The sequence below is a fragment of the Streptomyces sp. NPDC005151 genome (assembly GCF_053599875.1).
In genome coordinates, this window is sequence record NZ_JBSFYR010000001.1 from 128,758 (window position 1) to 143,395 (window position 14,638).

Sequence of the window (14,638 nt, forward strand, 5' to 3'; positions counted from 1 at the left end):
GCCGGGTCGGGCCGCTCCGTCACGGGGAGACGGGCTCGCGGTCGTTCCGGGGGTCCTCGGCGAACTCCTCCAGGAACGGTTCGACCGCGGCGCGCCAGCCCTCCGGCTGGTCGTAGTGGACGAGATGGCCGGCGTCCGCCACCTCCGCGTACTGCCCGCGCGGCAGTACGCGGACCATCTCCTGGGCCTCCGCCCGGCCCAGCTCGCCGTCCGGACCACGGAGCACCAGCGCCGGGCACCGGACCTGCGCCAGCTCCTCCCAGTGCGCGTCGTACACCCATGTCGCACGGGACCGGAGCATCTGACGGCGGGAGAAGACGGGGCGCCAGCCGTCGGCGCGCTCGGCCATCACCTCGGCGAAGAACTCGCCGCGGGCCGGGTTCGGCCGCTCCACCCAGGGGTCGTCCTCGCCGAACCACTTCCGAACGTCGGAAAGCGTCGCGAACGGCACCGGCCAGGACTTGAACCAGTCCTCCCACTCCCGCTGCGAGGCCGCGCCGAGCGCGGAGGCCCGCATGTCACAGATGACCAGGGCGTGGACCAGATCGGGGCGCTTCGCAGCGAGCTGCCAGGCGGTGAGGGCGCCCATCGCATGGCCGACGACGGTGACGGGGGCCAGGTCGAGCTGCTCGATCGCCGCCTCGGCATCGGCGACGTACGCCTCACGGGTGTACGGGCCCTCGGCGGGTTTCTCGCTGCGGCCGTGCCCCCGCTGGTCGAGCCCGACCGCCCGGTGCCGCTCGGCGAGCCAGCGGGTGGTGGAGGCCCAGTGGGAAGCCCGGCCCATCAGTCCATGAAGCAGTAAGACCCCGGGGGCGCGTTCGCCCTCCGTGCGCTCCTTGGGCGGATCTGCGAACTCCCAGGCCGCGAGGCGTACGCCGTCGGATCCGGTTACATCGATGCGCCGCACCATGTGTCCTGGCACCCCCTTCTGGTCCTCGACAACCGCTCGATCGCCGTGTGGTCGCGTCACGCCAGACTATCGAACCCGTATTCGAAAATCGGTGTCCGGCGCGCAACACCCCTCGTTCGAGTGACAGCTGCCAAGGATTGACGTCGGCCACGGAGGGGAGATCTTCTCCGGGAGGCGGACCACTCGGGGATGAGGGTCCGTGGGGACCGGCCTTGAGAGCTCGGGGCTCCAGGTCGGAACAGGGGAGGAGAGGCCCCGGCGCCGCGCGGCGCCGGGGCCCTCCCACGTCCGGGGGGCGTGCGGGGCGGCGGGCGCCGGGGCATGCGGGGCCGGGGCCGCGACGTGCGGGGCTGCGGCCTTGAGGGCAGCCCTGCCCCTCTGGGCAGCCCGGACGGGCAGGGCGGTCCGGGTGCTCGTGATCGTGGCAGCCGCCCTCTGCTGCACATGCCAGTACGACGGGCGCATCCGCTGCTCCCTCCCCGACCGCATGGCCAGGCGGCCGGCACTCTCAGGTATGGCTCAGCCACAGCCTGGCACGCGATGCGCCCGGCCGCTGCCATTCGGGACGGAAAATCGGAAACCGGACGTCACGGCCTCCCCCATTTCAGGGAGTGGATCAGCGAGCGGCGTCATGCGGCTGCGATGGCAGGGCGGAGAACGGAGTCGACGCGAAGGGGGCCCCTCCCACTGCCTTTAAGGCTATGGGGGAGTCGGTGACCGACGACAACGCCGCAAGCAACGTCGCAGGGCGCCGGGAGCCCACTCCCTGTCGCGGGGGAGGCCGTGACGCTTCGGCGTCCCGTGTACGGGTCGGCGTGCGGTCCACGTGCGGCCCTCCCGGGCCGCCCCGGTCAGCGCTTGGCCACGAAAACGTGCGAGGCGACCTCGGAGTCCAGCTCCGCCGCCTCACCGCTGCTGCCGACCAGCACCCCGCCCGGCGACTGCGTCACGCTGACCACGGAACCGGGCTGCACGCCCGCCCGCCGCAACGTATACATCAGCTGGGCGTCCGTCTGGATCGGCTCACCGATCCGGCGCACCACCACGGTCTTGCCGTCGGCTCCCGGGTCGAGCTCCGACAGGCTCACCATGCCGTCGTTCAGGAACGGGTCGGCCTCGGCCTTCTCGCCCAGCTCCTCCAGGCCGGGGATCGGATTCCCGTACGGGGACTCCGTCGGGTGCCGCAGCAGCTCCAGCACCCGCCGCTCCACCGCCTCGCTCATCACGTGCTCCCAGCGGCAGGCCTCGGCGTGCACCTGCTCCCACTCCAGGCCGATCACGTCGACGAGCAGGCACTCGGCGAGGCGGTGCTTGCGCATCACCCGGGTCGCCAGCCGGCGGCCCTCCTCCGTCAGCTCCAGATGCCGGTCGCCCGCGACCTGCACCAGACCGTCGCGCTCCATCCGCGCCACCGTCTGGCTGACCGTCGGACCGCTCTGGTCCAGCCGTTCCGCGATCCGGGCGCGCATGGGAACGACGCCTTCTTCTTCGAGTTCGAGGATGGTGCGGAGATACATCTCCGTTGTGTCGATCAGTCCGGACATTCGTGCCCCTCGATGCTGTGACATGAAAAACGTCGTGCGCTGGCCCTCAAGCAATTCTGACGCATACCGCTGACAACCGTGCCGTGCCGACCGAAGCCCGGACCGTCCGTGTGCGTCCCGGACGGTATTGACAGGTCACTGGTCCAGACCGCAACGTGATCCGCGGCACGGACACCCCACCCCTGCGGAAAGGGCCTCCTCGATGAGCGACAGCAAGCTGGCCGGTCAGTTCTTCGATGCAGCGATCGGCCTGCTGGAGCGTGTACGCGACGAGGAGGCCGGCACGATCGCGGCAGCCGGGGCCGCGATCGCCGACACCGTCGAAGCGGGCGGCCGACTCTTCGCGTTCGGCGCCGGCCACTCGTCCCTCGCCGCCCAGGACGTCGTCTACCGGGCCGGTGGACTGGCCCTGATGAACCCGCTCGCCGTGCCCGGCACACTCGGCATCGACGTCATGCCGGCGACGCTCGGCTCGGCGCTGGAACGGGTCGAGGGGCTGGCCGGCGCCGTGCTCGACTCCAGCCCGGCGAGCGCCGGCGACCTGCTGGTGATCATCTCGCTCTCCGGGCGCAACGCGCTGCCCGTCGAAATGGCGGTCAACGCGCGGGCACTCGGCCTGAAGGTCATCGGTGTCACGTCGGTCGCCTACGCGGACGGGACCCGGTCGCGGCACGTCTCGGGCGGGTTCCTGCGGGACCACTGCGACATCGTCATCGACAGCAAGATCGCGATCGGCGACGCGGAGCTGACGGCGGAGGGCGTCGAGGCGCCGTTCGCGCCCGCGTCGACGGTGGTCACCAGTGCGGTGATGCAGGCCATGATGGCGACGGCCGCGGAGCGATTGGTCGAGCGGGGGATCGAGCCGCCGCTGCTGCGGTCGGGGAACGTCGATGGCGGGCACGAGTGGAACGGGCGCGTGATGGCGGAGTACGCGGATCGGATCTTCTACCGGCACTGAGGCAGGGGCTGCGGCTTCACCGGGTGGTCGGTTCCGTCCTCGAACGCCGGACGGGGCGGATCGGCCGCCCAGCGGGCTACGGGGTTGCGGGCAGTGCCCGGGACAGGTCCACCGCTGTTGCCACCCGGGCCGCCACGCTCTCCGCGTACGTCGCGTCCTGGCGTCCGAAAGGGCTGCGGTTCGCCGCCCGGAGGAACGTCACCACGCCCAGCGTCCGGCCCCGGCTCCGCAGCACCGCGCACAGGGCATGGACCGAGTCGCCCGGCCACTGGCGGTCCGCCGCCCAGGCCCCGGCCCCCGGAGCCGCACCGGCGCTCGCGCGGACCGAGCCCGTGCGGTCCACCGCCTCGAGTGCCGGGTGGCCCGGGGCGTAACGGAGCGGAATGCCGCCTCCCGCCACGGGCCGGCACGGGCCGGGGGCGTCGGTCGGTGTCGCCGCCGCCCGGACCAGCCGCACCCCCGCCACCAGGTCGATCAGCGCATGGTCGGCGAAGCCCGCGAGTGCGTAGTCCAGGTAGGACGTCGCCGCCTCCATCGGGTCCTCGCACTCGGCAGCCGACCGGCACGCCCGGTGCAGCTGGTTCGACCGGAACCGCACCCGGTCCGCCTCCTGCGCCGCCAGCCGCTCCGCCGTCACGTCCTGGAACAGCCAGCCGACCCCCAACGGAACGGGCTCCTCCGCGAGCGGCGACGCCAGCTGCAGTAACCCGCTGTGCCAGCAGCGCCGCCGGTCCCCCTCCGCCGTCCGCAGCGTCACCCACAGGTCGGCGGGCGCGGGCGGCGGCCCCTCGGCCAGGACGTGCTGCAACGCGCCCTCCAGGTCCTCGACACCCTGCACGAGCAGCTCTCCGAGCGGGCGTCCCAGCATCGTCGTACGGCCGCCGCCGAGCGCCCGCGCCGCATAGGCGTTGACGACCGTGGGCCGCAGGTCCACGTCGACGAGGACCACGCCCCAGGAGGCGTCCTCGAACAGCGCCTCGCTGAGGGCGATCGACCGCTCCAGGTCGATCTGGGCGTGCACCTCGCCGAATGCGCAGTAGACCCCGGCCGGCTTCCCGTCCGCGCCCCGCACCCCGGCCGACTGGGTCCGTACGAGCACCCGGCCGCCGTCCTTGCGCAGCAGTGCGAACTCGTGGACCTGGCGGCCCGGCGCGTCCATGGCCGCCATCAGCCGCCCGTGCACCTCACCCGCGTCCGCATGGCGCACCGCCCACCCCGCGAACCCGGGCCGCCCCACCGCTTCCTCGGCGCTCCAGCCGAGAATCCGCTCGGCCTCACGGTTCCAGTGGGTGATCGCACCGCCCGCGTCGAACGCGCAGAGCGCCGCGTCCATGCCGTCGAGCAGCGCCGCGAGCAGCTCCGACCCGGGGATGGGATCGGGCCCGAGGGCGTCGGTGATCCCACTGCTCCTGGAAGCGCTCATCCCGGACCCCCTGCCGGACGTGTCCGCCGTTGCCGCACGTCAGATCATTGAACTCGAACGTGACTCAGCACACATCGACTTCCGGGAAATCGGTGCTCCGAGGGATCTCGATAAATGGGTTGTGCGGTCCCGGAGAGGTTCCTAGTGTGTGCCTTACACGTTGAAAGGAGGTGATCCGAAAAGTGCAGTCTTATCGGATTCGTGAGGTGGCTGCGGGCTGACAGCCCGTCGTCGCACATCGTGCACCTCGGCAGGCTGTCTGCCGAAACCCAAGCAGTCACCGACCCGCGGGCTCGCCGGTAGATCCGGCCGGCTCCTCCGCAAGGAGGGACCGGAGCCCGCGGGTTTCTGCGTGTCCGGGGCCGGTCAGGGGCAGAGGCGTTCCACTCGCCAGCCCTCGCCCTCGCGTACGTACCGCAGCCGGTCGTGGAGACGGTTCTCGTGGCCCTGCCAGAACTCGATCGTCTCCGGTACGACACGGAAGCCGCCCCACTCGGGGGGTGCGGGGATGTGTTCGCCCTCCGGGTAGCGGGCCGCCAGTTCCTCGTACCGGTCGATGAGTTCCTGGCGCGAGCCGATGATTGTCGACTGCTCGCTCGCCCAGGCGCCCAGCTGGGAGCCGTGCGGGCGGGTGCGGAAGTAGGCGACCGTCTCCTCACGGGCGACACGGGCCGCTGTGCCGGTGATGATGACCTGGCGGGCCAGCGGGTGCCAGGGGAAGAGCAGGGAGACGTACGGGTTGGCGTCCAGCTCGCGGCCCTTGCGGGAGGCGTAGTTGGTGAAGAAGACGAAACCGCGGTCGTCGTACTTCTTCAGCAGCACAGTCCGGGAGGAGGGGCGGCCGTCGGGGGTGGCTGTCGAGACCACCATGGCGTTCGGCTCGTAGACCATTCCACCTGCGGCGATCTGCCGGAACCAGTGGGCGAACTGCTGCATCGGGTCGGCGTCGAGCGTGTCCTCGGTGAAGCCCTCGGAGCGGTACTGCTCGCGCATCGCGGCCGGATCGGTGGTGGAATCGGAAGGGGAATCTGCGGTGGGCACGGGGTCATCCTGCCGCAGGGGCCGAGTCTGCCCGGTAAGGAGGGGTGTCAATCGTGCACGGATGAAGTGGGTGGCTGTGCCGGATGTCACGCTTCCCCGCATCGTGGGAACCCGCCAATATCTTGGGGCAGGCCACTGTGGCCTCCATACAGCCCGCCGATCGAGGGAGCCGCATGATGTCCGACTTCGTACCCGGACTCGAAGGAGTCGTCGCGTTCGAGACGGAGATCGCCGAACCCGACAAGGAAGGCGGCTCGCTCCGCTACCGCGGGGTCGACATCGAGGATCTCGTCGGTCATGTGTCGTTCGGGAACGTGTGGGGTCTGCTGGTCGACGGGGCGTTCAACCCCGGTCTGCCGCCCGCCGAGCCGTTCCCGATCCCGGTCCACTCGGGTGACATCCGTGTCGATGTGCAGTCCGCGCTGGCCATGCTGGCGCCGGTCTGGGGGCTGAAGCCGCTCCTCGACATCGACGAGGAGACCGCCCGCAACGATCTGGCGCGGGCCGCCGTGATGGCGCTGTCGTACGTCGCCCAGTCGGCGCGCGGGCAGGGGCTGCCGATGGTCCCGCAGAGCGAGATCGACAAGGCGCAGTCCGTCGTCGAGCGGTTCATGATCCGCTGGCGCGGCGAGCCGGACCCGAAGCACGTCAAGGCCGTCGACGCGTACTGGACGTCGGCCGCCGAGCACGGCATGAACGCGTCCACGTTCACCGCCCGGGTCATCGCGTCGACCGGCGCCGATGTGGCGGCCGCGCTGTCCGGTGCGGTGGGCGCGATGTCGGGTCCGCTGCACGGCGGCGCCCCGTCCCGGGTCCTCGGCATGATCGAGGAGATCGAGCGGACCGGTGACGCCACCGCGTACGTGAAGAAGGCCCTGGACAAGGGTGAGCGGCTGATGGGCTTCGGACACCGGGTCTACCGGGCCGAGGACCCGCGGGCGCGCGTGCTGCGGCGTACGGCGAAGGAGCTGGGCGCGCCGCGGTTCGAGGTGGCCCAGGCGCTGGAGAAGGCCGCGCTGGAGGAGCTGCACGCGCGGCGCCCGGACCGGGTGCTGGCGACGAACGTGGAGTTCTGGGCGGCGATCATGCTGGACTTCGCCGAGGTCCCGGCCCACATGTTCACGTCGATGTTCACGTGCGCGCGTACGGCGGGATGGTCGGCGCACATCCTGGAGCAGAAGCGGACGGGGCGGCTGGTGCGGCCGTCGGCGAGGTATGTCGGTCCCGGGCCGCGCGACCCGCGGGAGATCGAGGGATACGAGCAGATCACGGATCTGGGGAACTGACGGTCCCGGTACTGCGCAAGCCCGGCAGAATCCGAACGAGAGGCCCTAGAGCTTGCCGCGGAGAGTGACGGTGCGGTGTCCGCCGAGGCGGCGCCGCACCTCCTGTTCGAAGCCGTAGGTCAGCTCCGCCCAGTTCCAGAAGGTGAGGCCGAGTTGCCCGCAGGCGTAGTAGTCGTCCTCCCAGCTCCAGCGGTCGACGCCGGAGGGCCGGCGGCAGGAGGGGCATTCCACGACGCCTTCGCCGCCGTTCGCCCAGGCGCCGAGCCGGCCCGCGAGCGGGGCCCAGGCGCTGTCGACGGGGCACCAGGTGTCGTCGACGAGGCGGATCTCGGTGGCGCAGAGCGGGCAGGTGGCGGCTCCCGCGTCGCCCTGGCCGCTGTCGAAGACGGTGCGTCCGGTCGCAACGTAGAGGCCGTTGCTCCACAGGTCGACCGGTTCCGGGTCGTCGACGGCCTTGGCGTAGTTCGGACCAGGTGCGTTGCCGTAGCCGTCTCCGTCGAGGACGCAGTCGGTGCGCTCGGCGCTGACGATTCCTTCGGCGATCAGCCAGTCGAGTAGCCCGGCGCCGAGTGGTGCGGCGTCCTGCTCGGTGGCGTCGAGGTCGACGATCGTCTGGAAGTGGTCTCCCACGTTTCCCCCAGGGTCAGTTGCGTACGTCGTCCGGATCCACCACCCACGGTGCCACCCCCCACTGACAACGGCCCTCGGGTCCCGAGTCTCGGGCTTCGAGCATCGAGACCGGCCGGTTCACTCTTTCGTGGGTACGAGGAGAGGGCTGGGGCCGAAGCCTGAGCTTCGGGACTCGGGCGTCGGGACACGGGCTCCGGGATTCGAGCTCCTTCTTTAACCGGCAGGAAAAGAAGGGGGTTTGGGAAAACATCCCCGACCTCCCTGCCCCGTCACGGCCAGCAAGTATGACTAATCGTGACAGCTTGCGGCGCGGTGCCGCGACTGCTTACGGTGCGAGAACGAAGCGACCCCGACACGGTGTTAGAGCACCAGGCCGGGGTCTCACCCCAAGATCGAAAGAGCGATCTCGTGGCTACCCAGAACCTTAGCCCTGCCCCGTCCGCGCCCGCATCCTCGCCCCCGTACCCGATGGCCAAAACTGGCTACGGCAAGCGATCAGCCCCGGCCCAACAGCCCTGCAGCGCGGATGACTTCACGCTGCCGCCGGCAAGGGAGCGCTACATCGCCGGGTTCATCGACCACCTGCCCGACGGCGCGGCGATGAACGTGAAGTGCATGGCCAAACAGCTCCCGCTCTACGGCCAGCAGGCCGTCGGCTCCGCCCTGACCGCTCTGTCGGTCGCCGGGTACCTGCGCCGCGTACGGTGCCTGATCGGCGAAGGCGACCAGGTCCGCTGGGTCTTCCGCACCTTCTGGTCCCGCACCGCACGCGACAACGAATGGTGGGCCGCCTACCTCGCCGCCGAGAACACCCACGGCGCGGTTCGTACGGCGACAGCGGCGGCGGCACCCGCACCCGTGCCCGCCGCCCCCGCCGTACCGCAGCAGCGAACCGCGGCCCCGCCCCCGGAGCCCACCCCTGACGCCCCCTCGCCCGCCTACCTGGCCCTGGCCCAACTCGGCCGCACCGATCCCCGCCTGGCCCTCTCCGCCGCCGACTGCCAAGCCCTGGAGGCACAGGCCGCTGAATGGCTCGCACGCGGCGTGAACACCGACTACCTCACCCAGGCCCTTACCGCCGGACTCCCCGCCCAGGTCGACTCACCCGTCGGCTTCGTCCGCCGCCGCCTCAACGACAAGATCCCGCCCGCCCTGCCGGCCGCCCCGGTACCGCCGCCGCCCGGCACTCCCACCCGCCGCGTGATGATGGAGTGCACCGAATGCGGCACCCCCGGCCGCCCCGAAGCGCTCCCGGACGGGCTGTGCCGGGCCTGCCGCCGGCCCAAGTCGGCGGAGACCCCGGCAGCAGGCGCGCCGCCCATCCAGCCCGACGTCCGCGTACACGTCAGCCGCCTCCGCGACCTGCTCAAGGCGCCTTGAGTTCTGTACGACGCCCCGACGGCAGCGGGGCGCCTCCAAGCATCGAGACCCATCGGGTGGAATCACCACCTCGACCGCCTGGTATTCCCTGCAAGAGGTTGCCTACCTCTGATTCACGCGATTCACTTGCACAGATATCCATTAGATCGTCGGGGGGAGGGCGTACATGCTGCTGAACTTCAGGGTGTCAAATCACCGCTCGATCCGGGAAGAGCAGGAGCTCCAGCTTCACCCCGCCTACGACGCGGACCGCCCCCCGGGCACGGACTGGCACGCCGTCCCCGTGGCCGGCCTCTTCGGCGCGAATGCCGCGGGCAAGTCGAACCTCGTCGGCGCGCTGGAGTACATGGCCCGGATGGTGGTGAACTCGCACCGTGACGCGGAGCCCGGCGGCGGCGTTACCCGCAGCCCCTTCCGCCTGGACGCCTCCGCGTCCGACGAGCCTTCGTGGTACGTGGTGGACCTGCAGCTCGGTGGCGTCCGCTACACCTACGGATTCAGCGTCGACGACGAGAGGGTCCTCGACGAATGGCTCTACAGCTACCCGCACGGGAAGAAGCGCAAGATCTTCGAGCGCCCCGACGGCGACGTGCAGCCCGGCGACTCGCAGGCCAAGCGCGAACTGGAACTCGTCGAGAACATCACCGAACCCAATGTGCTGTTCCTGACCATGGCGGCACGTTCCAAGCAGATGGACTTCCGCCCGGTCTACGACTGGTTCGCGACAGACCTGAGGTTCGGAGGGCAGCGTCCGCGGCACCCCGTGGGAGTCGACGTGGGTCGGATGCTGGAGGCACCTGAGCGTCACCCCGAGCTCATGGCGCTCCTGCGTGCGGCCGACCTGGGTATCGAGGAGTGCGGCACGGAGCGGGTGCTCATGGACGAGGACGCCCTGCGCCAGCGATACGGCGGACGCGTTCCGACACATGTGCTCGCCAGGCTGGAGGAAGAGGGGCCGCGGGAACTCGTACGACCGTGGATCGGGCATCGCGGTCGTACCGGCGTGGTGCGGATGGAGCTACACGAGCAGTCCGCCGGTACGCGGGCGCTTCTGGAGCAGGCCCCACGGTTCATGGCGGTCCTGCGTCGGGGTGGCACATTCGTCGTGGACGAGATCGACTCCAGTCTCCACCCGTTGCTCACCGCGCAGCTCATCGGTCTGTTTCAGGATCCGGCCAACAACCAGCGCGGCGCGCAACTGGTCTTCACCTCCCACGATGCCAGCCTTCTCGGACGCACGGGTGGGGAGGACATCCTCAAGCGGGACCAGGTGTGGTTCGTGGAGAAGAACCAGTACGGGGAGACGGAATTGTTCGCTCTCTCGGAGTTCAAACCGCGCATCGGGGAGAACCACGAGCGCCGCTACCTGGGCGGTAGCTACGGCGGCGTGCCGTTCATCGACGAGAGTTTCGCCAAGGCTCTGGCGACTCGGGGGGAGCAGGATGGCGAGGAAACCGAAGCCGGACGGACGGAAACGTCCCTCCTTTGAGTCCCGGCTCGACAGGAGAATGGGGCGTCGTGTTCCCCGGCAGCGATTACTGGTCGTCTGCAGCGCCGAGGTGACGGAGCGGGACTACTTGCAGGGCCTCAAGTCCTCTGTGAGAAATCCAGCGGTTTCGGTCAAGATTTTCGAGCGTCCCAAAGCGCCTTCCCAGGTCGTCGCGTACACCGTGAAGCAGCTCAAGTCGGCCGGCGACGAGTATGACGAAGCGTGGTGCGTCTTTGACGTCGACGAATTCACGGACATCAATCAGGCCGTGGCCGAGGCAGACCTCCACGAGGTCGGCATCGCTCTGTCCAACCCGTGCTTCGAGCTTTGGCTACTGTTGCACTTCACCGACCACCGCAGTCACGCGCCGTCCTACGACCATCTTGTGCCGCACCTGAACAAGCACACGCCAGGCGGATACTGCAAGACCGGCCTCGATTTCCGTCACTACGAAAGCGACTGGCGCGAAGCCGTCCGCCGCGCAAAAGGGCTGGCTCCGGAGGGCAAGGAGCCGGAAGTGAATCCCTCCACGGGCATGTGGAGGCTCGCCCTCGCCATCGGCGGCCCGGAGTAGCGGCAGCGCGGTCGGACGCCGCTCACCCCAACGCCTCGTCCACCAGTGCCGCCCACTGTGCCACGACCCTCTGACGCCGGGCGGTGTCGTCGGTCAGGACGTTGGCCAGGCCGAGCCCGCGGGCCATGTCGAGGAACCCCTGGACGGTTTCGCGTGCGCCGGGTTTCGTCTCGTCGGCGGCGAGGAGTTCGACGGCGATGCGGTGGGTTTCGCGGCCGACGCGGGCTTCGAGTTCCGTGACGCGGGGGCGGAGCTGGGATTCGTTGGACGCGGCGACCCAGAGCTGGAGGGCGGCGCGGAAGAGCGGGCCGGTGTAGAGATCGACGAGGGCGGCGACGACAGCCGTACGGCCCTGGACGGGAAGGGCGCGCAGGGCGGCGGAGCGTTCCTCGGCGACGTATTCGACGGCGGCGGTGAACAGGTCCTCGCGGGTGGGGAAGTGGTGCTGGGCGGCGCCGCGGGAGACCCCGGCGTGTTCGGCGACGACGGAGACCGTGGAGCCTGCCCAGCCGTGTTCGGCGAGGCAGGCGACCGCGGCTTCGAGCAGCCGTTGGCGGGTGGCGCGGCTGCGGTCCTGCTTGGGGGTCCGGTCGGTGGGGGGCGTCACAACACCCATGCGGGGTCCCGTCGTTCGAGGAAGGCCGTCATCCCTTCTCGTGCCTCGGCGGAGGCGAAGAGTGCTGCCGAGCGGGCGATGAGGTCTTCGGCGTACTGGTCGAAACTCTCCCGCACAGTAGCTGTGACCAGCTCCTTCGATGCTGCCAGCCCCTGCGGTGAGGCCCGGCGCAGTCCGTCCAGTACGGGTACGAGCGCCTTGTCCACGTCTTCCGCGGCAATCGTGACGAGGGAGATGCGGGCGGCTTCTGCCGCGTCGAAGCGTTCTCCGGTGAGGTAGTAGCGGGAGGCCGCGGCCGGGTCCAGGCGGGGCAGCAGCGGCAGGGAGATGACGGCGGGGGCGAGGCCGAGCCGGGACTCGGTGAGGGCGAAGGTGGAGGCGGGTCCGGCGACCGAGATGTCGCAGGCCGCGAGGAGGCCGAGGCCGCCCGCCCGGACGTGTCCGTCGACGCGGGCCACGACCGGTTTGGGCAGGGTCACGATCTGCCGCATCAGGGCGACGAACGCCTGGGGATCCGGGGGTGCGGCGAGGTCGGCGCCGGCGCAGAACGTATTGCCGGTGTGGGTGAGGACCACGGCCCGCACGGTGTCGTCCGCGCCGAATGCGGCGAGGGTGTCGCGGAGTTCGGCGACGAGCTGTGCGGAGAGCGCGTTGCGGTTCTTCAGTGAGTCCAGCCGTACGGTGGCGATCCCGCGCTCGTGGCCGGTGCGGACCAGTTTCATGCCTCTTCCGCCCTCTCGCTGACCTTTTCGTCGGCCTTCTCCCGGTCGCGCAGTTCGCGCCGGAGGATCTTTCCGAGGACCGCGTCATGGATGGGCAGGTCGAGCGGCTGGACATCTGCGTACTCGCTGCGGAACACGTTCACCATGGCGGGTCCCTTCGATACGGCGGGTGGGGGGACAGGGTCCCTCCTGTCAGTAGGACTTGGGGAGACCCAGGGACTGGTGGGAAACGTAGTTGAGGATCATTTCCCGGCTGACGGGTGCGATCCGGGCGACGCGGGCGGCGGTGATCAGGGACGCGAGCCCGTACTCGCGGGTGAGGCCGTTGCCGCCGAGGGTGTGCACGGCCTGGTCGACGGCCTTCACGCAGGCTTCGGCGGCGGCGTACTTCGCCATGTTGGCGGCTTCGCCCGCGCCGATGTCGTCGCCCTCGTCGTACAGCCTGGCGGCCTTCTGCATCATCAGGCGGGCCAGTTCGAGTTCGATGTGCGCCTGGGCGAGGGGGTGGGCGATGGCCTGGTGGGAGCCGATGGGCTCCTTCCACACCTGACGGGTCTGCGCGTACTCGACGGCGCGGCCGAGCGCGTACCGCCCCATGCCGAGAGCGAACGCGGCGGTCATGATGCGTTCGGGGTTCAGTCCGGCGAAGAGCTGGAGCAGACCTGCGTCCTCTCCCCCACTCTCGGCTTCGCTCGAGCGGGAGGTACCCCCTCCGACGAGGGCGTCGGCGGGCAGCCGCACGTCGTCGAGGACGAGCTCGAACTGCTTCTCCGGTGCCTGTAGTTCCATGTCGATCTGCGAGCGCCGGAAGCCGGGGGCGTCGCGCGGGACGATGAAGAGACAGGGCTTGAGCCTCCCCGTCCTGGCGTCCTCGGTGCGGCCGACGATGAGGGTGGCGTCGGCGATGTCGACGCCGGAGACGAAGACCTTCCGTCCGGTGAGCAGCCAGTCCTCGCCGTCGCGGCGGGCAGTGGTGGTGATGCGGTGGGAGTTGGATCCGGCGTCGGGTTCGGTGATGCCGAAGGCCATGGTGAGGGAGCCGTCCGCGAGGCCCGGGAGCCATTGCTGCTTCTGGGTGTCGGTGCCGAAGCGGGCGATGACGGTGCCGCAGATCGCCGGGGAGACGACCATCATCAGCAGCGGACTGCCCGCCGCTCCCAATTCCTCCAGGACGATGGAGAGTTCGGCCATTCCGCCGCCTCCGCCGCCGTACTCCTCGGGGAGGTTCACCCCGAGGTAGCCGAGCTTGGCCGCTTCGGTCCACAGTTCGCGGGGGTGGGCTCCGTCGCGCACGACGGTCGTCATGTAGTCACGCCCGTACCGCTTTCCGAGTGCGGCGACGGCGGCGCGCAGGGCTTGCTGCTCTTCGGTTTCGAGGACGGTACTCATGGGGTCGGTTCCTCCTGTACGACGGCGAGCAGGGCGCCGACCTCCACCTGGAGGCCGGGTGCGGCATGCAGTGCGGTGAGGGTGCCGGAGGCGGGGGCGAGGATGCGGTGTTCCATCTTCATCGCCTCCAGCCAGATCAGCGGTTGCCCCGCCTCGACCGCCGCGCCCGCCACGAGTCCGTCCGCGAGCCGGACGACGGTGCCGGGCATGGGGGCGAGCAGGGAGCCGGGGTCGGTGCGGTCGGTGGGTTCGGTGAAGCGGGGCAGGGCGGTGAAGGTGTACGAGCCGGTGGCGCCGTCCACGTACACCCGGTCGTGGTGGGCGGCGAGGCGGAAGCTGTGGGTGACGCCGTCGTCCGTCTCGACGGTGACGTGGTCGGGGGTGACGGTGAGGATCCGGGCGCCGGGGGCTTCGATCGCGCCGCTGCGGGTGGTGCGGTAGGCGATCTCGTGTTCGGTGCCGTCGGGTTCGCTGCGGTAGCGCCTGGTCTGGGGCTGTGAGGGGACATTGCGCCAGGCGCCGAAGCGGGAACCCGGGTTCGAGGTGGACGCCGCCGGGGGGCGTGGTGGGTTGGCACCGGTGGGTGGCTTCCACGGGGTGCCGGTGGAACCCGGGTACGGGGCGGACGCCGCCGGGGGGCGTGGTGGGTTGGCACCGGTGGGTGGCTTCCACG

Annotated in this window: 14 protein-coding genes and 1 pseudogene; 5 read left to right on the forward strand and 10 right to left on the reverse strand. The window is 70.3% G+C overall.

Annotation, left to right across the window (positions count from 1 at the left end; genetic code table 11):
* Positions 1 to 19 precede the first annotated feature (19 nt).
* Positions 20 to 913 carry an alpha/beta fold hydrolase gene (locus ACWD6R_RS00660; RefSeq protein WP_451816675.1) on the reverse strand — a complete coding sequence of 298 codons (894 nt, stop codon included), beginning with the start codon at positions 911 to 913 and terminating at the stop codon, positions 20 to 22.
* Positions 914 to 1,764: 851 nt separating this feature from the next.
* The gene (locus tag ACWD6R_RS00665) at positions 1,765 to 2,457 is read right to left on the reverse strand and encodes a metal-dependent transcriptional regulator (RefSeq protein WP_266982858.1); all 693 of its coding nucleotides are present in this window, start codon (positions 2,455 to 2,457) and stop codon (positions 1,765 to 1,767) included.
* Positions 2,458 to 2,659: 202 nt separating this feature from the next.
* Between ACWD6R_RS00665 and ACWD6R_RS00670 the strand changes: the two genes are divergently transcribed.
* Positions 2,660 to 3,415 (forward strand): SIS domain-containing protein, encoded by a 756-nt coding sequence (locus ACWD6R_RS00670; RefSeq protein WP_451816676.1) that lies wholly within the window; start codon positions 2,660 to 2,662, stop codon positions 3,413 to 3,415.
* 76 nt (positions 3,416 to 3,491) lie between these two features.
* Here the strand turns inward: ACWD6R_RS00670 and ACWD6R_RS00675 are convergent, their stop codons facing one another.
* Together ACWD6R_RS00675 and pdxH are read right to left on the reverse strand one after the other, a co-directional pair.
* On the reverse strand, positions 3,492 to 4,838 hold the full coding sequence (locus ACWD6R_RS00675) for a PAS domain-containing protein (RefSeq protein WP_451816677.1): 1,347 nt from the start codon (positions 4,836 to 4,838) through the stop codon (positions 3,492 to 3,494).
* A 366-nt stretch (positions 4,839 to 5,204) separates the two neighbouring features.
* On the reverse strand, positions 5,205 to 5,831 hold the full coding sequence (gene pdxH / locus ACWD6R_RS00680) for a pyridoxamine 5'-phosphate oxidase (protein WP_451816825.1): 627 nt from the start codon (positions 5,829 to 5,831) through the stop codon (positions 5,205 to 5,207).
* 224 nt (positions 5,832 to 6,055) lie between these two features.
* On the opposite strand from pdxH, the gene ACWD6R_RS00685 reads away from it, so the two are divergent.
* Positions 6,056 to 7,165: a citrate synthase 2 gene (locus tag ACWD6R_RS00685; protein WP_451816678.1), complete on the forward strand. Its 1,110-nt coding sequence runs from the start codon at positions 6,056 to 6,058 to the stop codon at positions 7,163 to 7,165.
* A gap of 45 nt (positions 7,166 to 7,210) precedes the next feature.
* Here ACWD6R_RS00685 and ACWD6R_RS00690 read toward each other — a convergent pair whose 3' ends face one another.
* A complete protein-coding gene (locus ACWD6R_RS00690) occupies positions 7,211 to 7,795 on the reverse strand; it encodes a hypothetical protein (RefSeq protein ID WP_451816679.1) in 585 nt (194 codons plus the stop codon).
* A 408-nt stretch (positions 7,796 to 8,203) separates the two neighbouring features.
* On the opposite strand from ACWD6R_RS00690, the gene ACWD6R_RS00695 reads away from it, so the two are divergent.
* The 3 genes from ACWD6R_RS00695 (at position 8,204) to ACWD6R_RS00705 (ending at position 11,238) form a co-directional block, all read left to right on the forward strand.
* The gene (locus ACWD6R_RS00695) at positions 8,204 to 9,175 is read left to right on the forward strand and encodes a MarR family transcriptional regulator (protein ID WP_451816680.1); all 972 of its coding nucleotides are present in this window, start codon (positions 8,204 to 8,206) and stop codon (positions 9,173 to 9,175) included.
* 166 nt (positions 9,176 to 9,341) lie between these two features.
* Complete coding sequence (locus ACWD6R_RS00700; protein ID WP_451816681.1) at positions 9,342 to 10,664, forward strand: AAA family ATPase; 1,323 nt, start codon at positions 9,342 to 9,344, stop codon at positions 10,662 to 10,664.
* A 19-nt stretch (positions 10,665 to 10,683) separates the two neighbouring features.
* Positions 10,684 to 11,238: an RloB family protein gene (locus tag ACWD6R_RS00705; protein ID WP_451816682.1), complete on the forward strand. Its 555-nt coding sequence runs from the start codon at positions 10,684 to 10,686 to the stop codon at positions 11,236 to 11,238.
* Positions 11,239 to 11,260: 22 nt separating this feature from the next.
* Here the strand turns inward: ACWD6R_RS00705 and ACWD6R_RS00710 are convergent, their stop codons facing one another.
* From ACWD6R_RS00710 to ACWD6R_RS00730, 5 genes and pseudogenes are all read right to left on the reverse strand, one after another.
* Entirely contained in the window at positions 11,261 to 11,854 is a 594-nt protein-coding gene (locus ACWD6R_RS00710) for a TetR/AcrR family transcriptional regulator (protein ID WP_451816683.1), read from the reverse strand.
* Positions 11,842 to 12,576 carry an enoyl-CoA hydratase family protein gene (locus ACWD6R_RS00715; RefSeq protein ID WP_451816684.1) on the reverse strand — a complete coding sequence of 245 codons (735 nt, stop codon included), beginning with the start codon at positions 12,574 to 12,576 and terminating at the stop codon, positions 11,842 to 11,844. Before ACWD6R_RS00715 ends, ACWD6R_RS00710 begins: the two co-directional genes overlap by 13 nt.
* A complete protein-coding gene (locus ACWD6R_RS00720) occupies positions 12,573 to 12,722 on the reverse strand; it encodes a hypothetical protein (protein ID WP_451816685.1) in 150 nt (49 codons plus the stop codon). Before ACWD6R_RS00720 ends, ACWD6R_RS00715 begins: the two co-directional genes overlap by 4 nt.
* A gap of 46 nt (positions 12,723 to 12,768) precedes the next feature.
* Entirely contained in the window at positions 12,769 to 13,965 is a 1,197-nt protein-coding gene (locus tag ACWD6R_RS00725; protein WP_451816686.1) for an acyl-CoA dehydrogenase family protein, read from the reverse strand.
* A pseudogene (locus ACWD6R_RS00730) lies at positions 13,962 to 14,638 on the reverse strand (biotin/lipoyl-containing protein); the annotation flags it as partial. The gene ACWD6R_RS00725 and the pseudogene ACWD6R_RS00730, both read right to left, overlap by 4 nt.